This is a genomic window from Streptomyces sp. NPDC048420 (assembly GCF_040651535.1).
Classification (GTDB): domain Bacteria; phylum Actinomycetota; class Actinomycetes; order Streptomycetales; family Streptomycetaceae; genus Streptomyces.
On the sequence record NZ_JBEZKG010000003.1, the window covers coordinates 1 to 22,483 of the forward strand.

The following is a 22,483-nucleotide window of genomic DNA, read 5'->3' on the forward strand; positions in this document are numbered from 1 at the left end:
CGGCCCCGACCCACAACACACCGCACGCGCTACACACACCCCCACCGAACCGCAACAGGCCGCCGCAGGCATCCAGGGGCGCGGGGAACTGCGCACAACACCAGCCCCCACGCACCCCGCAGACAACCCACAACCTCAGCCCACCCCGACATGCCCCCCCACCAACACCCGCACCACATCCACATCCCGCGCAATCAACGCATCCAGCAGCGCCACATGCTCCGCCGCATCCGCGATCAGATCCCCCCGCCCCCGCGACGCAGGACCCCCCACCAACGGCCACTGCGACCGCCGATGCAAGTCCTCCGCGATCTGGACCAGTTGCTCGTTCCCCGAAAGCAACAGCACCGCACGATGGAACGCCCGATCAGACTCCGCGTACTCCGCCCGGCACCCCGACGACGCCGCCCGCACGGTCGCCTCCGCGAGTGGCCGCAACTCGGCCCACCGCTCGACCGGCACACTCCGCGCCAGCCGCAGCATCACCGGCACCTCGATCAGCGACCGCACCTCGGCGAGTTCGGCCAACTCACGGGCCCCCCGCTCGACCACCCGGAAGCCGCGGTTGGGAACGACCTCGACGGCCCCTTCAAGCGCCAACTGCTGCATGGCCTCACGCACCGGCGTGGCGGACACCCCGAAGCGCTCCCCCAGCGCGGGCGCCGAGTACACCTCGCCGGGCCGCAGCTCCCCCGCCACCAGCGCCGTACGCAGCGCGTCGAGGATCTGCCCCCGCACGGAGGCCCGCTGCACCACCGGCCGCGGAATCGGCACCTCACTGTGGGTGTGCTCACCCCGAACCCCGCTCACGGCCTCGACCCGCGCCCGGGACACGTCGGCCGCCCGCATCTGCGCCGGCACCCGAACCGCTGCCACATCCCGCTCCACCCCACCCGTCCCGGCGGAGCCCTGCGCACCCTGCTTCACGGGTCCTCCTCCGGACGTGTCGGTACTTGGGGCCATTACGACGGGTTGTTACTCACCCGTCAAGCACCTTAGGCGCAGAACGCCTCAGTTCAAATCCCGACGATCTTGGGTAAGGTAAGCCTTACCTCTTGACCTCGCCTCAGGCGCCCACGACTGCGAATCGGTGGCCCCGCATGCCCATACCGCTGCCCGCCCCCCGTTCCGCCGCCCGTTCCGCCGCCCGCTCCACCCCTCGTTCGCCCGTCACAGCCGCCTACGCGCGCATGGCCGAGGCCCTCCCCACACTGACGGTCACGGAGCTGCCCCACCGGACCCCTCTCCCCACCACCGACGGCTGGATCACCACTGCGGCCCTCGCGGAGGACCCCACCGCCCTGGACACCTTCCTCGCCTGGGACGACGAGCAGGTCCTCAGGGACAACGGCAAGCAGGGCCGCCCGGACGTCATCGCGAGCTTCGGTCTGCACCGCTACGCCTGGCCGGCCTGTCTCCTCTTCACCACGCCGTGGTTCCTGCACCGCAGGGTGCCCCGCTATCCCGTGACGCACGTCTCGTACGACCGCACCCGGGGACCGATGGCCTTCGCGGTCCACCCGGGCACCTTCGCCTGCCTCCCGGACGACCCGGCGGCCGACCACCCCGACGCCCGCCCGGTCCCCGACGAGGACGCCCTGCGCGCCGAGCTCCGCGAGGCGATCGCCGAGCACATGGAACCCGTGCTCGCCGCCTTCGGCCCGCGCATGCGCCGTCGCGGCCGGGCCCTGTGGGGCATGGTGACCGACGAGATCGTCGAGGGGCTCTGGTACGTCGCCGAACTCCTCGGCGAGCACGAGAAGAAGCGGGCGGAGCACGCGCTCGACCTCCTGCTGCCCGGGACGACGAAGCCGTACGTCGGCTCCCCGGCCTTCCGCGTCCTCACGGGCCCGAACGGCGAACCCCTGCCCACCCGGGACCGGGCGAGCTGCTGCATGTACTACACACTGGACGCGGACGACACCTGCGCCTCCTGCCCGCGCAACTGCGAGACGGTCAGGATCGCCAAGCTCACGGCGGCCGCCGCCAGTTGAGGCCCCTTCAGGGACCCCGCCGCACACGCCGTTTCCACGTCCCGTAAGATCAACGCCGACTGGGACGCCCGTTCGGTTACAGGCAATTCACAACTTCCTCACTCGGCGCAGGAACTTTCCGTGGAACCACCCGTACGGGTAGTCTTATTCGAACTCAACTCCCGCCCCTCAAGCGGCAGTTCGAGCAAATCGCTGCCCTGGGCAACTCCCTTGCACTTCCTTGGCGGCCTCTTGCCCCGAAACCCCCTGAGGGCCGGTGGGAGTGGGCCACTATGGCGGGCGTTACGCCCTATCCCAATGCAAGGGACCCCAGATGAGACTGACCGACATATCGCTGAACTGGCTGCTTCCGGGCGCCGTACTGCTCCTGGGCATGCTCGCGGCGATGGCGGTGCTCGCGCGGAGCAAGCGGTCCGGCGGGGAGCACGCGAAAGACGACTCGTGGGAGCGCACCGAGGAGCGCCGTAGGCGCAAGGAAGCCATATACGGCACCGCCTCCTATGTCCTCCTGTTCTGCTGTGCGGCCGTGGCCGCCGCGCTCTCCTTCCACGGCCTGGTGGGCTTCGGCCAGCAGAACCTGAACCTGTCCGGCGGCTGGGAGTACCTGGTCCCGTTCGGCCTGGACGGCGCGGCCATGTTCTGCTCCGTGCTCGCGGTGCGCGAGGCCAGCCACGGTGACGCGGCCCTCGGCTCCCGGATACTCGTGTGGACGTTCGCCGGTGCGGCGGCCTGGTTCAACTGGGTGCACGCACCCAGGGGTCTGAGCCACGCGGGCGCCCCGCACTTCTTCGCGGGCATGTCGCTGTCGGCGGCCGTACTGTTCGACCGCGCGCTGAAGCAGACCCGTCGGGCCGCCCTGCGCGAGCAGGGACTGGTGCCGCGGCCGCTGCCCCAGATCCGTGTGGTGCGCTGGCTGAGGGCGCCGCGTGAGACGTACAAGGCCTGGTCGCTGATGCTGCTCGAGAACGTGCGCAGCCTCGACGAGGCGGTCGACGAGGTCCGCGAGGACAAGCGCCAGAAGGAGGCGGCCCGCCTTCGCCGCCGTGAGCAGGAGCGGGTCGAGCGCGCGCAGCTCAAGGCGATCAGCCGGGGCCACCGCGGCTTCCCCGGCCGACGCCAGCTGGAGCAGCCGCCGCAGGCCGCCGCCCTGGAGCGGGCCTCCGCGGAGCCCGCGATGTCCAACCCGGAGCCCCTGCCGGTACGGCACCGGCCCTCGCTCCAACCCGTCCGCAGCGGGGCCGATTCGTCGACCGTCGACCTCACTTCGGAGGACGACACAATGGCGTTGCCGCGCCTGGACTCCCTGGAGCGCAAGCTCAAGGATCTTGAGCAGCAGTTCGGCTGAGGCCGCGGCCCCAGGGCCGGCAGCACCACGGGAAGGGGGCGTGACCGCGCGGGTCACGCCCCCTTCCGTTGGTTCACGCCGCTCCGGCGTCGAGTTCGAACCAGACGGCCTTGCCCACGCCGTGCACTCGTACGCCCCAGGCGTCCGCGAGGGACTGGACGAGGACAAGGCCCCGGCCGTGCGTACCGTCATCGGCGTTCGGTACGCGCATTCTGGGTCTGCGGGCGACGAAGTCCCGCACCTCCACCCTCAGGGCCCGCGGCCCCACCGTGGCCGTGACGACCGCGTCGTGGTCGGTGTGCACGAGTGCGTTGGTGACGAGTTCGCTGGTGAGCAGTTCGGCTATCTCGGATCGTCCGGGCCTCCCCCAGTGTCGTAACAACTCGCGCAGGGCCCTGCGTGTCTCGGGTACGGCCCCCAGGTCCGCCCGCTCCAGTCTGCGCCGGAGCTGCGGCGACCGCGCCTGCTCCGGTGCGCCCTCGGCCTTCTCCTCCATGGTCTGTGCCGAGAAGGCCCCTACTGCCGTGGGACCGCCTCCTCGTGCCTGCCTCTTCATGACCCCCGCCCGCGTGCCGATGTCGGTTCCCCTCCTGCTCGAACACGTTCACGGGGATCCATGCCCCGTAGTTCATGCGACAGTCATGTCGAATCATCAACGACCAGGTGTTCGGCCACCCCGACGGCGACGACCGCGACCGTCCCGGCGGAGGGGGCGGGCCCCGTGCCCCGCCCGGCGACGGTCTGCACGGACCGCCCGATACGCGTCGCTTGTGCCACTGGTCACGTCTGCATGGCATGTGCCCTGCGAACCACTGTCGAGGGGCCGCACACCAAGGGCTGCACGAGAGCCCTTCACAGTCGGGAAGGTGCAGGAAAGCCGCTGGTCGGCCGGGGTTGCGAGGGCTGGGACGGGCGTCGTGAAGTCCACGAACCCATGTGCCGGTCCCCGGCCTCCGGGCAAGGGGCCTACCGTACGGCGCCCCGAACACCCCTTGTACGGCCTGCGCCCCCGCCGTCGGCAGGGGGACGTGAGCCGGTGCTTCCGTTCCCGGGCGCGGCAGCCGACCCGGCGGTGCCGCGGGCCCACGAACCCAGGTGACTCCGGGACACCCTGACCGCAGGGCATGGGCCGATCTGCCGACTCCCGGCTGCCGTTCCCGCCGTACGGGATGAAGGGGTGTGACAGCCGGGAAACTGGCCGGAATCCGCCGTCACTTGCCCCCGATGCCCTTGCTGCCGATGTGGAAGATCTTGTGGCTGCCGCGGGTCATGTCGACGACGAGGGTGCTGGTCCTGTCCTCCCAGGCGTTCAGCCCGTTCCGCACCACGAGCATCAAGGGCCTGCCCCGCTACTGGTACGGCACGAACACCGCCGGCGAGCGCGCGTGGGTGGACTACGACAGCTAGGCGACGACCCGGGACCCCACCCGGTGAGCCGTGCCGTCGGTGTCCACGTAGGTGAACTCCCGTAGCCCGTAAGACGTGTCGGTCGGCTCGGTGAAGCGGCCCTCGACGCCGGACGCCGTCCACTCGGCATGGACGGCGTCGGCGTCACTCACGTAGAGGTAGACGACGGCTCCGGTGCGGAGAGGGTCGTGCTCGGACCACTCGCTGAGGTGGATCGAGACCGCGCCACGCTCGGCGAAGCCGTACCGCTCCGGACCGTCGTAGGCGCGCGCGGCGAAGCCCAGACGGCGGTATCGCTCCAGGGCGGCGTCAAGGCTGCGGACGGGGACGACGGGCGCGACTTCGGTGAAAGCGATGTCCGGCATCCGCCCAGTCTCGCACCCGACAGGACGCCTCTCAGGGCCTCGGCACGTTCCGGAGGTTGGAGCGGGCCATCTGGAGCATGCGGCCCACCCCGCCGTCGAGGACGATCTTCGAGGCGGAGAGGGCGAAGCCGGTGACCATCTCGGCGCTGATCTTCGGCGGGATGGAGAGGGCGTTGGGGTCGGTGACGATGTCGACGAGGGCCGGACCCTTGTGCTTGAACGCCGACTTCAGGGCCCCCGCGAGGTCCTTGGGCTTCTCGACGCGCACCCCGTGGGCACCGCAGGCACGGGCCACGGCCGCGAAGTCGGGGTTCTTGTTCGTGGTGCCGTAGGAGGGGAGCCCGGCGACCAGCATCTCCAACTCGACCATGCCGAGCGAGGAGTTGTTGAAGAGGACGACCTTCACGGGGAGGTCGTACTGCACGAGGGTCAGGAAGTCGCCCATCAGCATGGAGAATCCGCCGTCGCCGGACATCGACACGACCTGCCGCCTGCGGTCGGTGAACTGCGCCCCGATCGCCATCGGCAGCGCGTTCGCCATCGACCCGTGGGAGAAGGAACCGATCACGCGGCGGCGGCCGTTGGGCGTGATGTAGCGGGCGGCCCACACATTGCACATACCGGTGTCGACGGTGAACACCGCGTCGTCGTCGGCGAGTTCGTCGAGGACGGAGGCCACGTACTCGGGGTGGATCGGGACGTGCTTCTCAACCTTGCGGGTGTACGCCTTGACGACCCCTTCCAGCGCGTCGGCATGCTTCTTGAGCATCTTGTCGAGGAAGCGCCGGTTGGTCTTCTCCTGCACCCGGGGCGTGAGGCACCGCAGGGTCTCCTTCACATCGCCCCAGACGGCGAGGTCCAACTTGGAGCGGCGGCCCAGGTGTTCGGGGCGTACGTCGACCTGCGCGATCTGCACGTCGTCGGGGAGGAAGGCGTTGTACGGGAAGTCGGTGCCGAGCAGGATCAGCAGGTCGCACTCGTGGGTGGCCTCGTAGGCGGCGCCGTAGCCGAGGAGGCCGCTCATGCCGACGTCGAAGGGGTTGTCGTACTGGATGTGCTCCTTGCCCCTGAGGGCGTGCCCCACGGGTGACTTGACCTTCTCCGCGAACTCCATGACCTCGGCGTGCGCGCCCGCCGTGCCGCTGCCGCAGAACAGGGTGATCTTGTCGGCGGCGTCGATCATCGCGACGAGTTTGTCGATCTCGGTGTCGCCGGGGCGGACGCTGGGCCGGGAGGTGACGAGGGCGGTCTCGGCGGCCTTCTCGGGGGCGGGCTCGTCGGCGATGTCGCCGGGGAGGGAGACGACGCTGACGCCGGAGCGGCCGACGGCGTTCTGGATGGCGGTCTGCAGCAGCCTGGGCATCTGCTTGGGGCTGGAGATCAGCTCGCTGTAGTGGCTGCACTCCTGGAAGAGCCGGTCGGGGTGGGTCTCCTGGAAGAAGCCGAGGCCGATCTCGCTGGAGGGGATGTGCGAGGCGAGGGCGAGGACCGGGGCCATGGAGCGGTGGGCGTCGTAGAGGCCGTTGATGAGGTGCAGGTTGCCGGGCCCGCAGGAGCCGGCACACGCGGCCAGCTTGCCGGTGACCTGGGCCTCCGCGCCAGCGGCGAAGGCGGCGGTCTCCTCGTGCCGTACGTGCACCCAGTCGATGGCGGTGTTGCGGCGGACGGCGTCCACCACCGGGTTGAGGCTGTCGCCGACGACGCCGTAGAGGCGCTTCACTCCGGCCTTGACGAGGATGTCCACGAACTGCTCGGCGACGTTCTGCTTGGCCATGGATCCATGCACCCCTTCGGTCTCCTTGGGTCCATCAATCCACAATGACCGCGATCACGCCTCCCAAACCGCCGCGGCTGTACGGTCGTCGGCATATCCCTTGACCCGGACTTGGCTGTCGGCGAGGAAGCCGGCGAGGCCGGGTGGGGGTCCCGACCACCGTCCCGTGAGGTACTCGCACAGGTCGGGTTCGCCGCGCAGGGGTTCGGCGAGGCCGCCGGTGCACATCAGGAGGGTGTCACCCGGGCGGGCGACGGAGGCGCGGAAGCGGAAGGGTTGGCGGGACGGCTCCGGGGCGGGTTCGTAGGGGCTCGGGGGTGTGGGGATGCCGAGGTCCATGGTGAGGCGGTCGCCCTCGGGGGTCTCGGAAGGGAGCGAGCCGAAGCCGACGACCGGTTCGCCGGTGATGTCGGTGATGCGGGGTTCGATGTCGTGCCACGCGCCGTCGCGGAGCCTGAACAGGCCGCCCTCGCCGACGCCGAAGAAGACCCGGACCCGGCAGTCGGGGTCGGCGGGCAGGAGCAGACAGCGCAGGGTGGCGGCGTACTCCTCCGGGTCGACGCCCTGTTCGGCGGCGCTGGCGCGGAGCTTGCCGAGACTGCGGTCGGTGAGGCGGTGCAGCCCTGACTTCAGATCACCTCGGCGGGCGGCGCCGATGTCCTGCGCGAGCCGGGCGTGGCTGCGTCCCACGGCCCGCCCGATCCAGTGGCAGGCCTCGGCGGCGGCCCGGTGGGCGCCGGGGGTGGCGCGGGCGCCGGTGGCCATGGCGACCAGGATCAGCGCCTGGTCGCCGGTGCCGAAGCGGGCGGTGAGCAGCGAGTCCCTGCGGGGCTCACCCCGGAACCTGGCCGAGTCCCCGCGTACGGAGACGGCCCGCAGGGTGCAGGTTCCGTACCGGGCCCCGTCCAGCACGGTGTCCGCGACCAGGTCGTCGAGTTCGTCGGGGTCCGCGGGCGGGAGGGCGGTGGGTTCGGCGTCGTAGGTGGGGGGCCCGGAGCCGACGAAGGCGACGGGGACGGGAGGGAGGGTCGGGAGGTCCACATGGGTGGCCGTGCGGAGTGCCTGCGGCGCGGGGGCGGAGCGGGGGGTGAGGTCGGGGTCGGTTTCTCTTCCGGCTTCGACACCGTCATGGTCCTGCGGGGAGCCGCCTGCGGCGGGGCCGGTCCGTGGGGGGCCGCCGTCGCCGCGCTGCCCGGGCGCCGGGGTGGTCGGGGCTGCCTGGCGGGGGTCGTCTTCCCGCTGCCGACCGGAAGCGGGACCGACCGGGCCCGCCTGCCGCGAGCCGCCGTCGCCGCGCTGCCCGGGCGCCGGGGCGGCCGGGTCCGCCTGCCGGAGGTCGTCTTCCCACTGCCCGCCGGAAGCCGGACCGACCGGGCCCGCCTGCCGCGAGCCGCCGTCGCCGCGCTGCCCGGGCGCCGGGGTGGTCGGGGCTGCCTGGCCGGGGCTGCTCGGGCCGTTCTGCGGGGTGGGAGGGGGTGCCGGATGGTGGGAGCCGGGGGGCTCTGCGGTCGGGTTGGGCTGGGTGGAGCCGGGGCCGGTGCGGGAGGCGGTGGGAGGGGGGTTCCGGGTGGGGGCTGTCTCGGGGGCGGCGGGGGCCGTGGCCCACCAGTCGTCTTCCGGGCGGCGTGCACCGGGGTCCACGCTGTCCCTCGGAGTGGCGCCGGGCGGGCCGGCGGGGGGAGGTGGGGCGGAGTGCGGCGGGGGCGGCACGTCGGACCGCATCCGGGAGGACGGAACGCTCGTGGCGGGAGGTGTCTCCGTGGACGCCCGACTGCCCGATGGCGGCGCCTGGCGGTCCTCGGGGGTGCGTTCGACGAAACCGGGGGGCTTGGGGCCGGGCGGGTAGGCCACGGGGCCCTCGGACGCGTCGGGCGGAGAATCCCAGGGGGTGCGGGGCGGACTCGAGCGCGGAGGGGGTGGAGCGGGCGGCCCGTGAGGAGTCGTACGAGGTGGATCCTCCGGCGCGTCGGGGAAGCCCGAGCGAGGCGCGGGCACTCCGGTCCCGGGACCGGACCGACGGCCGCGTTCACCCGCGGCGGCCGCGTCGAAGCCGGGCCGTGTGCCGCCGGGCCCTGTCCGCCCGCTCCCGTCGTCCGCAGGAGCGGCAGGCTCCTCGGCCGTGCGGCCCGCACCGCCGGAGCCGTCGCGGGACACCGCCCCCGCCGCAGAGGCGAAGCGGTCGTCCAGGGAGTCCGGGGCCGGTGTGGGTCCCGTGTCGTCCGTGGAGTCGTACAGCTGCCCCCACCAGTCGTCCTCGTGACCGGTGGGCCTTCCCCCCTGCTGGCTCATGCCCCTAATTGTCCACCGCGCGGGCCGTATGAAAACGGGGCATCCCGAAAATCGGGCGCGGCCGCGCGCGTCGAACGGCGTGTCGAGTGAGCTGTCGAACTGGTGTGGCGAAAGAGGTCGCCGGACGATTCCACCCCCCACGGGAGAACCGCCGGGTCGAACATCGCTGACCTGCGCATCGTGGCACCGTCCGGCACCCTGGACGAATGGGAGCGTGGGACCTCCTGCTGGTCGGCTTGGTCATGCTGTTCGGCCTGGTCGGAGTGCTGGTGCCCGGGGTACCGGGGTCGTGGCTCGTGTGGGCCGCGGTCCTGTGGTGGGCGCTGAAGGATCCGCAGCCGGTCGCCTGGTTCGTGCTCGTGGGGTCGACCGTCGCCCTGTTCCTCTCCCAGGTGGTGCGCTGGGCGCTGCCACCCCGGCGACTGCGGGAGAGCGGGGCCACCCCGCGCATGGGGGCGTACGCCGGAGCGGGGGCGTTCCTCGGCTTCTTCCTGGTCCCCGTGCTCGGTGCGATCCCCGGGTTCATGGGCGGCATCTACCTCTCGGAGCGACTCCGTCTGGGCCGGCACGGCGAGGCGAAGGCCGCCCTGCGTACGGCGATGCGCTCGGGCGGCTCCAGTGTGCTGGCGGAGCTGTTCACCTGTCTGCTGATCATGGGCGCGTGGCTCGGGACGGTGCTGTGGGGCTGACGTAGGGCCGTGGCCCCAGGGAGACCTAGGTCGACGATCCGATGTGCGGGCGGCGCGGCGCGTGTTTGGGTGGCTGCCATGACCGAATTCAGCGAGGCCGAGCGCGCGTATCTCAGGTCCCAGCGGCTGGGACGGCTGGCCACCGTCGACCAGCACGGGCAGCCGCAGGCGAACCCGGTCGGCTTCTTCCCGCAGGACGACGGCACCATCCTGGTCGGCGGCTATGCGATGGGCCGGACCAAGAAGTGGCGCAACCTCCAGAAGAACCCGAAGGTCGCGCTGGTCGTCGACGATGTCGTCAGCGTGCGGCCGTGGCGGGTGCGCGGCATAGACATCCGCGGGGACGCGGAACTCCTCACCGGTCCGCACGAGTTGGGCGCGCACTTCAGTGAGGAGGTCATCCGCATCCATCCGCGGCGGATCCACAGCTGGGGTCTCGACGACTCCTAGAGGGCGCCTTCCAGCGTGAGCAGCGTGGTCTTGCGCTCCAGGCCGCCCGCGTACCCGGTCAGGGTGCCGTTCGCGCCGATCACACGGTGGCAGGGGCGCAGGATCAGCAGCGGATTGGCGCCGATCGCACCGCCGACGGCCCGTACGGCCATCCGGGAGGCACCGACGCGCGCGGCGATCGCACCGTACGTCGTGGTCGCCCCGTACGGCACGTCGTCGAGGGCGTCCCAGACCCGGCGCCGGAACTCGGTCCCCTCGGGGCTCAACTCCAGCTCGAACTCCTTGAGTTCACCGGCGAAGTAGGCGGCGAGCTGCTCCTCGGCGGCCCGGAAGGGTCCGGGGTCCTGGCGCCAACTCCCGTCAACGGTACGGCCGTTCTTCTGCCCCGGTACGGAGAGCGAGGTCAGTGCGCCGGAGGTGTCGGCGGTCAGGAGGAGGGCGCCGACGGGGCTGTCGATCGAGGTCCAGTAGGCGGTCATCAGAACTCCAACTCTCCTGCTGTACACAGGTGTTGCCAGGCATAGGAACGCCAGGGGCGCCAGCTGTCGGGGGCGTCGGCTCCCGGCGGGGCGACGTCCGGGTCGCCGAGGGCGCGGGTGCGGATGACGGCGACGGTACGACCGTCCAGACCGGGCAACGCGAGCAGCGCACGCTCCGCCTCGTCCCGGTCGGCGCCGGGATCCACTCGTACGGTGCCGTCGGCGAGGGCGGTGGTGAGCGCGGCCAGCGGTCCGGGCGGCTCGGCCTGAGCGAGGGTGTGCGGGTCGGGGAAGAGATGGGTGAGGCTTCCGCAGGGGGCGTCCAGGGTCTTGCCGTAGCGCCGCACGAGCCGTTCGGATGCGCTGCGGCCCACGAGTGCCCGTACGGCGAACTCCTCGGGGTCGGCGGTGCCGGGTGAGCGCAGGCCGGGGCGGGCGGCGACCAGCGGAGCGAGCCTCGGGTCCGCGGCGAGCCGTTCGTCGACGGCGTACGGATCGGCGTCGAGGTCGAACAGGCGCCGCAGTCGTCCGACGGCGGTGGTCAGGTCGCGGGGGTCGGTGAGGTGCAGCTGGGCGTCGAGCCAGCCGCCGGGGTTGGCGCCGGAGGTGGTTCCGGTCGTCCCGGGGCGTTCGTGGACGGCGATGATGCCGGTGCCGTGCGGGAGGCGGAGGGTGCGGCGGTAGGTGCGCCGCCCGGGTGCCCCGCTCACCTCCTCGATACCGGCTACGGCCTCGCGTTCCAGCAGGTCGAAGACGGCGGCGGACTGGTAGGGGCCGCGGTGAGCGAGTCGTAGCGGAATGCCCGCCGTGGGGGTGGCCGCGTGGCGGGTGGTGCGGGCGGCGACGCGCAGGTCGCTCGGTGTGGAGGCGTAGATCTCCCGGACCGTGTCGTTGAACTGCCGCACGCTGGCGAAGCCCGACGCGAACGCGATCTCCGTGACCGGCAGGCCGGTGGTCTGGAGCAGGACGCGCGCGGTGTGGGCCCGCTGGGCGCGGGCGAGCGCGACGGGGCCCGCGCCCAGCTCCGCGGTGAGCTGGCGCTGGACCTGCCGTGCGCTGTAGCCGAGGCGGCCGGCGAGTCCGGCGACGCCCTCCCGGTCGACGACTCCGTCGCCGATCAGGCGCATCGCCCGGCCCACGACGTCCGCCCGTACGTTCCAGTCCGCGGAACCGGGCACCGCGTCCGGACGGCACCGCCGGCAGGCCCGGAAACCCGAGCCCTGCGCGGCGGCGGCCGTCGCGTAGAAGCGGACGTTGCGGCGCTTCGGGGTCACCGCGGGGCAGCTGGGCCGGCAGTAGATCCCGGTCGTCTCGACAGCGAAGAAGAACTCCCCGTCGAACCGGGCGTCCCGGCTGCGTACGGCTTCGTACCTGGTGTCTTCGTCCATCACGCCATCCAGTCTCCGCCGTGCACGGGTGTACTGCTGGCGGAAATCGGACACGGCGGTTCGTGGGCGGGTGCGGGGTCTTTCAGGGGGCGGGGAACTGCGCGAACGGCGCCCCTGAAAGACCCCGCACCCGACCGACTACCGGAGCCGCCCCTGTTTCGCCTCCATCGCCGCTTTCCCTTGTGCCCCCCGCTTCTTCCACTCCTTCCGGATCTCCGAACGGAGCCGCGCATCCGTCTTCGCCACGATCCGCTGGTTCTCCCGGATCAGCTTCCGATAGCTGTCCAGCCGCCGCTCCGCCAGCTCTCCGGAGGCGATCGCAGCCAGCACCGCGCACCCCGGCTCGCTCTCGTGCGCGCAGTCGTGGAACCGGCACCGCTCGGCCAGCTGCTCGATCTCCGAGAACACCTGTCCGACACCGGTCTCGGCGTCCCAGAGCCCGACACCACGGAGGCCGGGCGTGTCGATCAGCACTCCCCCGCCCGGCAGGGCGAGGAGGTTGCGGGTGGTGGTCGTATGACGTCCCTTTCCGTCGATGTCACGGGTGGCGTGCACGGCCATCACGTCCTCGCCGACGAGCGCGTTGGCGAGCGTCGACTTCCCCGCACCGGACTGCCCGAGCAGCACGGTCGTACCGCCGGAGACGATCGCGACGAGGACGTCGAGCCCTTCCCCGTCCAGCGCGCTGACGGTCAGCACGGGCACACCCGGCGCCGTCGTCTCCACGTCCTGCACGAGATGCGCGAGCGTCGCCGCCTCCGGCACGAGGTCGGCCTTGGTCAGCACGACCACCGGCTGGGCGCCGGACTCCCAGGCGAGGGCGAGGAACCGTTCGATGCGGCCGAGGTCGAGTTCGACGGCCAGCGACACGGCGACGATCGCGTGGTCGACGTTGGCCGCGAGGATCTGCCCCTCGGACCGTTTGGAGGAGGTGGAGCGTACGAAGGCGGTACGGCGCGGCAGATACGTCCGTACGTAGCGGGGGTGACCGGCGGGCTCGACGACGGCCCAGTCGCCGGTGCACAGGACCCGCATGGGGTCGTTCGGGGTGACGAAAGCGGTGTCGGCCCGCACCATCCCGTGGGCGGTGACGAGGTCGCACTGCCCGCGGTCGACCCGGACCACGCGTCCGGGCAGGAGCCCCTCGGGCTCGTAGGGGGCGAACGCGTCCGCCCATGCCTCGTCCCAGCCGTAGGGAGCGAGAGCGGAGAAAACTGAACTGGAAGTCAAGGGTGACCCTTCACAAGGGTGGCCCCGGCACTAGGAGTTGAGGTCAGCCGACGGCCACGGAAGTGGACTTGATGAACTGGATGCGGGCAGCGCCCATCACAGAGACAGCCATCGGTCACACCTCCCGTTCCTCACGCGGTCGACGGCAGTGGCAGTGGCCACCGCACGAAGTGATCCGACTCTAGAGCGACATGCGCTCGGGTTCCAGTCATTTTCCACTTGTCGCGCATGGGCGGGCCGGGTTGCACCGGCCCGCCCATGCGGTGAAGCTCAGGGGAGCTTGATCAGGGTGTAGTCGTCGCAGTAGCCGGCGGCCGAGCCGGCGTTCTTGTAGCAGTACACGCCCGCCGAGGTGGTGGTGGCGCCCGTGGTGAAGAAGATGGGCTGCTGGGCGTAGGACGTGGTCGAGGCCCGCTGATACGTTTCCGCACCGCCGAAGCTCTTCACGCCGACCGCGACCTCCTCACCGGCGGTGGCGACCTTGGCCCACCCGGCGAGCAGGTAGGTGCCACTGGAGGTGAGACCGCTGACCGTCTGGATCGCCCCACTGGCGCCGGCGCCGGTCTGGAGGGAGTACGAGCCGGTGCGGGCGTTGGACGCGACCACGCTGGACGCCGTACCGGTGGACTGGGCCCACGGGGTCAGCGCGGAGGTTTCGAAACCGGGGTTGGTGAGGGCGTTGGTCGCGGACGACAGGGCTTCCACCGCGAGGTCGTCGCAGTATCCGGTGCCCGAACCGCCCGCGTTCTTCCAGCAGTAGACCGTGGCCGTGGTGCTGGAGGAGCCGGTGGTGAAGAGGACCGCCGCCTGGCTGTACGACGCCGTGGCGATGTTGGTGTACGTCTCGGTGCCACCGAAGTTCTTCACACCGATGGCGAGGGTCTCGCCCGCGTTGGCAACCTTCGCCCAACCCGTGAGCAGGTAGGTGGTGTTGGGGCTCAGGCCGGTCAGTGCCTGGTTGGCGCCGCTGCCGCTCGCGGTCGTGGTGAGCGTGTATCCGCCGGTGTGGGCGCCCGTGCCGGTCACGGACGAGGCGTTGCCGCTGGCCTGGGTCCAGGGGCTCAATGCGCCTGTCTCGAAGCCCGCGTTGGAGAGCAGGTTGCCGCCGGTGCCGTTGTAGGCGCCGATGTTGGGGGCGGCCGTGGCGGAGACGGTGTTGCCGTAGGCGTCCTTGCCGCCGTTGTCGGAGATGACCGCGCCGGCCCGGATCACCGCGGAGGACGGGTGGACCTGGTAGGCGTTCCTGCCGGTGTAGGAGGACGAGGAGTTGGCGTTGCCGGGGTTGCGGAACTGGGGGTCGGCGATGACCTTCGCGGAGTCTGCGGGCTCGGACGACGGGTGGTTGCCGTAGAAGAGGTTGTTGGAGTAGACGGAGCCCGAGCTGGTGCTGAAGTAGCCGCCGGTGCCGTAGTTGAAGACGGCGTTGTTCCGGAAGGAAAGGGTGCCGGTGACGCTCGAACCCTTACGGGAGTAGAGGATCGGAGTGTTCAGACCGCTCTGGTTGACATAGATGCTGTTGTTGTAGATCAGCGGGACCGCCGACGAACTGCCGCTCTGGTTGGGGATGTTGCCCACGAAGTGGAAGACGCCCTTGCCATGTGTCGGAGTGCCCGAGGTGGGGCAGCCGGCGTTGGTGCCGTCGTTCTCGCTGATGTTGTAGCGGATCACCGTGCCGTCGCTGGGGACGGTCGAGGTGGGCTCGTTGGCGATGCTGAACGGCGGCATGACCAGCATGAAGCCACCGAGGTTCTGGTGGCTGTAGTTGTACTGGAACGTGGTGTTGTGGTTGCCCCAGTCCACGTCGTAGCCGGTGCCGTCGGCGCCGTTGACGTGACAGTAGACCTCGTTGTTCTGGACGACGGTGTTGGAGCTGCCGGACATCCAGATGCCGGCCGAGGCACCGTTGCAGTACTGGCCGGACGGCGGGCAGGTGCTCTTGGCGCCGCCGTAGCCCGCCTTGTTGCCCTCGATGAGGGCGCCGTCGTTCTTGACGACGAGGATGTCGTCCGCGCCGTCGTAGGTCATCGTGTTGTTGCGGATGACCGTGCCGGTGGTCAGACCGGTGCCCTGGCCGTCCCCGTCCGGGGTGACGGCGACGGCGATGCGGTCGACGTGGTCGAAGGTGTTGTTCTCGATGACCACGTCGTCCCAGGTGGAGACGGGGGTGGTGTGGTCGGTCTGGATGCCGACGCCCGCGTTGGTGGAGTACCAGCCGCCGCCGTAACCCGCGATGTCGTGGATGTACATGTCGTGCACGCGGATGTGGTGCAGGATCCCGCCGGAGCTGTTCTCGGCGAGGACGCCAGAGCGGTAGGCGGGCGAGGAGGCGTTGTCGATCAGCTCCAGGCCGCCGATGTCCCAGTACTGCTGGTTGAGCAGTTTGATGACCGCGCCGGTGGCACCGGCCGCGTCGATGACCGGCTTGGCGCCGGAGCCGTATGAACTGATCGAGATGTTGCTGCCCGCGGCTCCCGAGCCGCCCGGGGAGAGCTGGCCGGTGCAGGTGGTGCCAGCCTTGAAGAGGATGCTGTCGCCGGGCGTGAAGGTGGTGCTGTTGACGCTGCCGACCGCGTTCCAGGGGCTGGTCTGGGTGCCGCTGCCGTTGCCTGCGGCCGAGCAGTCGACGTAGTAGGCGGTGCCCGCCGCGAGCGCGGTGTGGGCCGGGGCCAGGAGGGCTCCCGCCATTGTGGCGATGAGGGCCAGAACGCGTGCTGCCCGGCGGGCCGGGCGCGTCGGTCTACGACGCTCCATTGCGACGCTCCTTGCTGGGTGATCGTGTCCTCCGCGCCGCGGATGCGTGACGCGGGTCTTCCTGCACCGGGCGGTCGGCCGAGGCGCGGACGCCGCCCGGATTCCGTGGGCGCTCCAGGGCCTGTCCGGCGGATCATGTCGGCGGCCTGGGGCCTTGCACGCACTCCCCCGGAGGGGACCCCAAGCGGCGTTGTCGTCACGCGCCGCAGATGTGCGTCGACTCATTCCTCCGCCTTGCAGCCGGTCTGATCCGCCGGACTGGCCCTAGCGCGCGGCCAGGGAGGTCGGGATCCGCGTCTGGAGCACGGAGGCGTGGCGCATGCCCGGCGGCAGGGACAGCGCGACCGGCTGCCAGTCCACTCCGTCCTCGCTGCGGGCAGCCCCGTATCTGCCTTCGAGGAAGTGGTCGTAGATCATGATCCATTCATCGCCCCGGCGGAACATCGAGGGACCCTCGACCAGGGAGGGCGTCACCGGCCCCTTGGGCGTGGTGTACGTGCCGCCGGGGACCTCGAATGTGGTCACGTGGATGTCCTTGTGGGTGGTGGCGCGGTCGTTGACACCGCGCTCGTCCTTGAAGGCCATCAGGAAGCCGCCGCCGTCGAGTTCGCGCACGGTGGCGTCGATGACGGTGTGGCCGGGGTCGAAGAAGATGCCGGAGTCGGAGAAGGTGTGGAAGTCGGCGGTGGTGCAGTGCCAGATGCGGTGGTCCTGGCTGTTGTGCTCGAAGTCGCGGCCCTCGGCGGAGCCGCCCGGCTCGACCACGGACGACCAGATGAGGTGGTACAGCCCGGTCCGGCGGTCCAGGAAGAACTCCGGGGCCCAGGCGTTGAGGGCGCCCGGCACCCCGCCCATCACGGGTATCAGCCGTTGCTCGGACCAGGTGAGCAGGTCGGCCGAGGTGGCGTGGACGATGGACGGGCTCGTCCATCCGTCGGTGGCCAGCAGGTGGAACAGACCGTCGGGTCCGATCCCGATGAACGGATCCCGCAGCCTGCCGGTGGAGACCGTGCCCCGCAGGACCGGGCGGCCGCCGTTCACCGGCGTGAATTCCTCGCCGTCGTGGCTGTAGGCGAGATGCAGCGCCTCGTCGGCGTCGGTGAAGTACGAGACCACATACATGGGTGGGGGGTCCTTCCGGACTTCGGAGCTGGTGACAGCAGGGCGGGGCGGGATGGCCGTACGGCTGCACGCGGTACGGCGTCGGAGGGTGAACCGGCGCCCGGGGATCAGGACTTGACGGCGCCGGCGGACATGCCCGCGACCACGTGGCGCTGCAGGAAGATGAAGATCAGGAACAGCGGCGCCACGCCGAGCAGGGCGGCCGGGAACAGGGTCGTCGGCTGCACGGTGTGCGGGTCGATGAACGAGTAGGCGTTCACCATGACCGTGCGCTTGTCGGGGTCCTGTAGGAAGACCAGCGGGACGATCAGGTCGTTCCAGACCTGGAGGGAGATGAAGGTCAGCAGGGTGCTGGTGATCGGCCGCAGCAGCGGCAGGATGATGGTGAAGAAGGTGCGGAAGGCTCCGCAGCCGTCCAGCGCGGCGGCTTCCTCGATGTCCATCGGGATCGAGCGGATGAAGCTGGTGTAGAAGAACACGGCGACCGGCAGGAACATCGCGGTGTAGATGAAGACCACGCCCGCGTAGTTGTCCAGCAGGTTCAGGTCGCGCATCAGCAGGTACAGCGGCGCCACCACGACGAACACCGGCACCGAGGTGCCCAGGATGAACAGCCGGTACACCCACGTCGACCAGCCCTGGGTGATGCGCGCGAGCGGGTAGCTGGCCAGCGAGCCGATCACGGTGATGCTCAGGCAGGAAAGGCCCGTGATGAGCAGCGTGTTCAGGGCACTGCGGCCGTAGTGGATCTGCGAGAAGGCGTCGGAGAAGTTCTTCAGGGTGAAGGTGTGCGGGACACCGAGCGGGGCCCGGGCCACGTCCGCCGCGCTGCGCAGCGAGGTGACGATGGTGAAGAGGAACGGCAGGACGAACACCAGCACACCGAGGCAGAGCAGTGCGGTTCCGAGACCGCCGACCGTTCGACGCCAACGGGTGCCTGGCGTCGAGGACTTGGCGGGGGCCGGCGGCAGATGGGGCGCGGAGCGCTGGGCGGCCGGCGGGGGAAGTGTCTTGGAAGTCATGATGGGCCGCCCGTCAGATTCGTCGCTCGCGGAGCCGGAGCAGGGAGGAGGTGGCGCTGGACAGGACGACCACGGTCACCAGGAGGAGTACGGAGACGGCGATTCCGAAGGCGAACTTCCCGCCGCCGAACACGTTCCGGTAGACGAGTGTGGTCAGCGTCTCGGTGGCGCCGGCCGGACCGCCGTTGGTGAGCACCAGGGGGAACTCGAAGACCTTGAGCGAGCCGATGAGGCTGAGGGTCACGTTCACGGTGAGCGCGGGGGCCAGCATCGGCCACTCCACGCTGCAAAAGCGCCGCCAGCCACCCGCGCCGTCGACCGCGGCGGCGTCGAGGAGTTCGGTGGGCACACTCATGTACCCGGCCAGGAAGATCGCGCACGAATAGCCCGCGAACATCCAGATGTTGACGGCGGCCACGGCGTACAGGGCGGTGGAGGTGTCGCCGAGCCAGACGTGCTGCAGTGAGTCGAGGCCGAACAGACCGAGCAGCGCGTTGATGCCGCCGTCCGGGGCGAAGAGGTACGACCAGATGAAGGCCGCCATCACCGGTGAGACCAGGGTGGGGGTCAGCAGTGTCACGCTGAGCGCCTTGCGGACCTTCGGCCGCCGGAAGAGCAGGCTCGCGAAGAGCAGGCCCAGGCCGTTCTGGACGATCACGACGACGGCCGCGTACACGATGGTGTGCCAGAGGGCGGCGGTGACGTCCGGGGCGTCGGCCATGGCCTGGTACTGGTCGGTGCCGACGAAGTGGGCGATCGGGCCGCCGAGGCTGTCGGTCATGCTCAGGTACACGCCGCGGGCGAGCGGATACAGCATGAACGTGCCGTAGACGGCGATCGCCGGCAGCAGGAAGGCGGCCATGGTGGCGCGCCGTCGGTGGAACACGGGGGTCCTCCTCGTGACCGGGGCTTCTTGGTGGCCCTGGTGGGGGCCGGGGCGGTTCGGTGGCCTTGGCGGAGCGGGGGGGTGCAGGGGCCGAGGCCGGGGCGGGGGGCGGTGGCTGGGGCCGGGGCGGTGCGGTGGCCGAGGCCGAGCGGGGGGTGCGGTGGCCGTGGTCGGGGTGGTGCAGGACTGGCCGAAGCCGGGGCGGTGCAGGGGCCTTGGCCGAGCGGGGGGGCAGTGCGGTGGCCGAGGCCGGGATGGTGCAGGACTGGCCGGAGCCGGTGGTGCAGGACTGGCCGGAGCCGGTGGTGCAGGACTGGCCGGAGCCGGTGGTGCAGGACTGGCCGGAGCCAGGGCGGTTCAGTGGCCGTGGCGGGGGCGGTCAGGAGCCGTCCCACACGCTCCCGCCACGGCTGACCTGGGGGCGGGCAGGGCTACTTGGCCGACGCCGCGGTCTGGATGTCCTTGAGGGTCTGCGCGACGGACGCCTTGCCCAGCAGGTACGCCTGGATCTTCGAGCCGATCGCGGTCTCGGCGGTCGCGCCGTACCAGGAGTCGGACGGCAGGATCCGGTAACGGCCCTCGTGGAAGGCCGTGGTGAAGGCCGTCGTCTCGCTGCTCTCCGGCGTGGTGCCGCCGGTGAACGGCGACTCTGCGTTCTCGGCCTCCAGGTACTTGGAGAGGGTGGCGCTCTGCGACCAGAACTTGACGTACTCACGCGCCGCGTCGCCCTGCTGCGACTGGGAGTTGACGGCCCACATCGTGCCGGAGAAGAGCATCCCGTTGGGCTTGGTGCCCTCGGCGCCGCCCGGCCAGGGCGCGAACGAAACGGGGAAGCCGGCCTTCTTGATGTTGGAGACCTGCCAGGCGCCCTGGTAGTAGAAGGCGCTCTTGCCTGCGCTGAAGTTCTGCGGGCCCTGCGACCACTCGTCGACGCCGAGCTCGTTCTTCCAGTTGACGTACCCCTTGTCCTCCAGGGTCTTCAACTGCTCCAGCGACTCCTTCCAGTCGGGGTCGAAGGAGGTCTTGCCCGCCAGGAAGTCGGCGTCCCACTGCTTGTTCTTCTGGTAGACGAGGGTCGATCCGGCGGCCTGGAAGGTGGAGCTGCCGGTCCAGCCGGACTTGTCGGGCAGCGCGATGGGGTTGATGCCGGCCTTCTTGAGCTTGGCGAGGTCGGCGAGGAACGTCGGCCAGTCGGCGGGGACTTCGGTGACGCCGACCTTCTTGAGCAGGTCCATGTTGGCGTACAGGCCGATGCCGATGAGCTCCATGGGCATGGCGAGCGTCTTGCCGTCGGACTGGGCGAAGGGCCTGGCGTCGGCGGCTATCTTGCTCGCCCACGACTCGTCGGACAGGTCGGCGAGGTAGCCGGAGGCGCCCCACTTCTTCATCTTGTCCGTGTCGACCATGATCACGTCACCGGCCTTGCCGCCGAGCAGCTCGGGCTGGAGCTTCTGGACGTAGGTGTCGTTCGCGGTGATGTACTCGAAGTCGATCTTGATCTTGGGGTGGGCCTTCTCGAAGGCCTTGTTGATCTCCGCGATGTTCGCGGGCTCCGCGCCGCCGCCCTTCCACGCCTCCACATGCAGGGTCACCGTTCCGTCACTGGAGGCACCACTCGACCCACCCCCGCACGCGGCCAGCGACATCGCCATGGCGGCGACCGTGGTGGCGACCGCGATTCGTCTCCCAGAGCGCTTCATTGCACACCTCACCCATCGTCGGTACAGACCGACTCGTCATGTCTCAAGGGGTTTGATCCGGTCGGTCTGCATCCGTGTGAGTGCAGCTCCGATACGGCGGAACGGGCCGGTGGGCCCTGGTTGCGGCAAAACGTTTCGTGCCGATGGCCGGGAACTGTAACGCAAAACTTAGGTGACATCTATACGTAACTTTCCGTGGTCGACGTAACCGCCCGGAGACCAACGGAGTCCGCATGTCATGAGGGTTTCGGCGAGCAGGCGACTAGCCTTATCGTTACAGTTTCGTGGAAGTTTTCCCGGCGGCGTGCAAGAGTGTGCCCGCACAGCCGGGGATTCCCCTCGGTCCAAGTGCTCGACAGACAGCGGGAGTGGGCGTGGCAGGGCGGGTGACCATCGCGCAGGTGGCCGAGGAGGCCGGCGTCTCCGCGATGACCGTGTCCAACGTGGTGAACGGCAAGCCGGGTGCCTCCGAGGAGACCCGTCGGCGCGTCCTGGAGGTGGCGGCCCGCCTCGGCTACCGGGCCAACGTCTCCGCCCGCAACCTCAAGGCCGGCCGCACCGGGCTCGTCGGCCTCATCGCCCTGGACCTCACCAGCCAGTACGGCCTGGAGATCCTGCGCGGCGTCGCGGACGAACTGGCGAGCGTCGAGCAGGAACTGCTGGTAAACGCCTCGTACCACGACGCGGTGCGGGAGAAGGACCGGATCCAGTTCCTCAGCCGCGGCATGGTCGACGGCGTCCTGATGATCGCTCCGGTCCTGGAGGACGAGACGGTGGAACTGCTCCGCCGCCAGAACCTGCCCTGCGTGATCATCGACCCCCGGCGTCTGGACGTACCACTGCCCCGCCTGACCGTCGACAACTACCACGGCATGCGCCAGGGCACCCAGCATCTGATCGACCTCGGTCACACCCGGATCGCCTACCTCCGCGGCGAGGAAGACCTCGAAAGCACCTCCGTCCGCTTCCAGGGCTTCGAGGACGCGATGCGGCTAGCCGGCCTGAAGGTGGACGAGCGCATGGTCGCGTCCTGCGACTTCTCCTACGCCTGCGGATTCCGTACGGCCACCCGTCTGATCACCGAGCACCGTCCCACGGCCATCGTCGCCGGCGCCGACCTCATGGCCCTCGGCGCGATCGATGGCGCCCGAGCCCTGGGACTGAACGTCCCCACCGACTTCTCGGTCGTCGGCTTCGACGACCTCCCACAGGCCGCCCAGAGCTTCCCCGGCCTGACCACGGTGCGCCAGCCGCTGCACGACATGGGCCAGAAGGCCGCCCGCGCGCTGCTGTCCCTGATCGAGGGACAGCAGCTGCTCATGGAGCACATGGAGGTGAGCACGGAACTCGTGCTGCGCAACTCCACCGCGGCGGCTTCGGACGGCCTGAACCCCTGACCGCGGGGTGCCGCCACCGACGTGGCTCCGTACCAGGAAGGGCGCGGCGGGAAACGACGGCGGAAGCGGTGCTCGGCTGCCGGTGATCGGCCCCCTCACCCAAGGGCGCCGGAACGCGACGCCACCGGTTTCCGGAGCCTGGGGCACGAGCGCGCACTCACTCGAACAGCCCGGTGCGCTGGTCGTACGGAGGGA

Annotated in this window: 19 protein-coding genes; 6 read left to right on the forward strand and 13 right to left on the reverse strand. The window is 70.4% G+C overall.

The annotated features are described in order from the left end of the window. Positions 1-135: 135 nt before the first annotated feature. Entirely contained in the window at positions 136-927 is a 792-nt protein-coding gene (locus AB0D34_RS05195; protein WP_362656667.1) for a GntR family transcriptional regulator, read from the reverse strand. 173 nt (positions 928-1,100) lie between these two features. On the opposite strand from AB0D34_RS05195, the gene AB0D34_RS05200 reads away from it, so the two are divergent. Both AB0D34_RS05200 and AB0D34_RS05205 read left to right on the forward strand, forming a co-directional pair. Further along, entirely contained in the window at positions 1,101-1,994 is an 894-nt protein-coding gene (locus AB0D34_RS05200; protein WP_362656670.1) for a (2Fe-2S)-binding protein, read from the forward strand. 313 nt (positions 1,995-2,307) lie between these two features. After that, positions 2,308-3,339: a DUF2637 domain-containing protein gene (locus AB0D34_RS05205; RefSeq protein ID WP_362656673.1), complete on the forward strand. Its 1,032-nt coding sequence runs from the start codon at positions 2,308-2,310 to the stop codon at positions 3,337-3,339. A 73-nt stretch (positions 3,340-3,412) separates the two neighbouring features. Here AB0D34_RS05205 and AB0D34_RS05210 read toward each other — a convergent pair whose 3' ends face one another. Continuing rightward, positions 3,413-3,835 (reverse strand): ATP-binding protein, encoded by a 423-nt coding sequence (locus tag AB0D34_RS05210; RefSeq protein ID WP_362656676.1) that lies wholly within the window; start codon positions 3,833-3,835, stop codon positions 3,413-3,415. Positions 3,836-4,578: 743 nt separating this feature from the next. Between AB0D34_RS05210 and AB0D34_RS05215 the strand changes: the two genes are divergently transcribed. After that, on the forward strand, positions 4,579-4,746 hold the full coding sequence (locus tag AB0D34_RS05215; protein ID WP_362656678.1) for a hypothetical protein: 168 nt from the start codon (positions 4,579-4,581) through the stop codon (positions 4,744-4,746). Here the strand turns inward: AB0D34_RS05215 and AB0D34_RS05220 are convergent. From AB0D34_RS05220 to AB0D34_RS05230, 3 genes are read right to left on the reverse strand one after another with little or no spacing between them, the layout of a single operon-like run. Further along, positions 4,743-5,111 carry a VOC family protein gene (locus AB0D34_RS05220; protein WP_362656681.1) on the reverse strand — a complete coding sequence of 123 codons (369 nt, stop codon included), beginning with the start codon at positions 5,109-5,111 and terminating at the stop codon, positions 4,743-4,745. The two genes, AB0D34_RS05215 and AB0D34_RS05220, sit on opposite strands and share 4 nt — an antisense overlap. A gap of 31 nt (positions 5,112-5,142) precedes the next feature. Further along, on the reverse strand, positions 5,143-6,885 hold the full coding sequence (locus AB0D34_RS05225; protein WP_362656684.1) for a pyruvate dehydrogenase: 1,743 nt from the start codon (positions 6,883-6,885) through the stop codon (positions 5,143-5,145). A 54-nt stretch (positions 6,886-6,939) separates the two neighbouring features. Beyond that, the gene (locus AB0D34_RS05230; RefSeq protein WP_362656687.1) at positions 6,940-9,174 is read right to left on the reverse strand and encodes a protein phosphatase 2C domain-containing protein; all 2,235 of its coding nucleotides are present in this window, start codon (positions 9,172-9,174) and stop codon (positions 6,940-6,942) included. Between the two features lie 206 nt (positions 9,175-9,380). Here AB0D34_RS05230 and AB0D34_RS05235 point away from each other — a divergent pair, with 206 nt between their 5' ends. Together AB0D34_RS05235 and AB0D34_RS05240 are read left to right on the forward strand one after the other, a co-directional pair. Further along, positions 9,381-9,863, forward strand: coding sequence for a DUF456 domain-containing protein (locus tag AB0D34_RS05235; protein ID WP_362656690.1), 483 nt, complete (start codon positions 9,381-9,383; stop codon positions 9,861-9,863). 78 nt (positions 9,864-9,941) lie between these two features. Beyond that, on the forward strand, positions 9,942-10,313 hold the full coding sequence (locus AB0D34_RS05240; protein WP_362656692.1) for a PPOX class F420-dependent oxidoreductase: 372 nt from the start codon (positions 9,942-9,944) through the stop codon (positions 10,311-10,313). Here AB0D34_RS05240 and AB0D34_RS05245 read toward each other — a convergent pair. The 8 genes from AB0D34_RS05245 to AB0D34_RS05280 all read right to left on the reverse strand — a co-directional run bounded on the left by AB0D34_RS05245 (position 10,310) and on the right by AB0D34_RS05280 (position 20,891). Continuing rightward, positions 10,310-10,792: a methylated-DNA--[protein]-cysteine S-methyltransferase gene (locus AB0D34_RS05245; RefSeq protein WP_362656695.1), complete on the reverse strand. Its 483-nt coding sequence runs from the start codon at positions 10,790-10,792 to the stop codon at positions 10,310-10,312. The genes AB0D34_RS05240 and AB0D34_RS05245 overlap by 4 nt on opposite strands. Continuing rightward, on the reverse strand, positions 10,792-12,180 hold the full coding sequence (locus AB0D34_RS05250) for an AlkA N-terminal domain-containing protein (protein ID WP_362657808.1): 1,389 nt from the start codon (positions 12,178-12,180) through the stop codon (positions 10,792-10,794). Before AB0D34_RS05250 ends, AB0D34_RS05245 begins: the two co-directional genes overlap by 1 nt. A gap of 138 nt (positions 12,181-12,318) precedes the next feature. Further along, positions 12,319-13,410, reverse strand: a complete 1,092-nt coding sequence (rsgA, locus tag AB0D34_RS05255) for a ribosome small subunit-dependent GTPase A (RefSeq protein WP_362656698.1) — start codon at positions 13,408-13,410, stop codon at positions 12,319-12,321. Between the two features lie 270 nt (positions 13,411-13,680). Further along, the gene (locus AB0D34_RS05260; protein WP_362656701.1) at positions 13,681-16,161 is read right to left on the reverse strand and encodes a carbohydrate binding domain-containing protein; all 2,481 of its coding nucleotides are present in this window, start codon (positions 16,159-16,161) and stop codon (positions 13,681-13,683) included. A 264-nt stretch (positions 16,162-16,425) separates the two neighbouring features. Next, a complete protein-coding gene (locus AB0D34_RS05265) occupies positions 16,426-17,283 on the reverse strand; it encodes a glycoside hydrolase family 43 protein (RefSeq protein ID WP_362656704.1) in 858 nt (285 codons plus the stop codon). A 107-nt stretch (positions 17,284-17,390) separates the two neighbouring features. Continuing rightward, positions 17,391-18,305 (reverse strand): carbohydrate ABC transporter permease, encoded by a 915-nt coding sequence (locus AB0D34_RS05270; RefSeq protein WP_362656707.1) that lies wholly within the window; start codon positions 18,303-18,305, stop codon positions 17,391-17,393. Positions 18,306-18,318: 13 nt separating this feature from the next. Then, complete coding sequence (locus AB0D34_RS05275) at positions 18,319-19,191, reverse strand: sugar ABC transporter permease (RefSeq protein WP_362656710.1); 873 nt, start codon at positions 19,189-19,191, stop codon at positions 18,319-18,321. A 431-nt stretch (positions 19,192-19,622) separates the two neighbouring features. Beyond that, on the reverse strand, positions 19,623-20,891 hold the full coding sequence (locus AB0D34_RS05280) for an extracellular solute-binding protein (protein ID WP_362656713.1): 1,269 nt from the start codon (positions 20,889-20,891) through the stop codon (positions 19,623-19,625). Positions 20,892-21,265: 374 nt separating this feature from the next. On the opposite strand from AB0D34_RS05280, the gene AB0D34_RS05285 reads away from it, so the two are divergent. Then, positions 21,266-22,288, forward strand: a complete 1,023-nt coding sequence (locus AB0D34_RS05285) for a LacI family DNA-binding transcriptional regulator (RefSeq protein ID WP_362656716.1) — start codon at positions 21,266-21,268, stop codon at positions 22,286-22,288. Positions 22,289-22,483 lie beyond the last annotated feature (195 nt).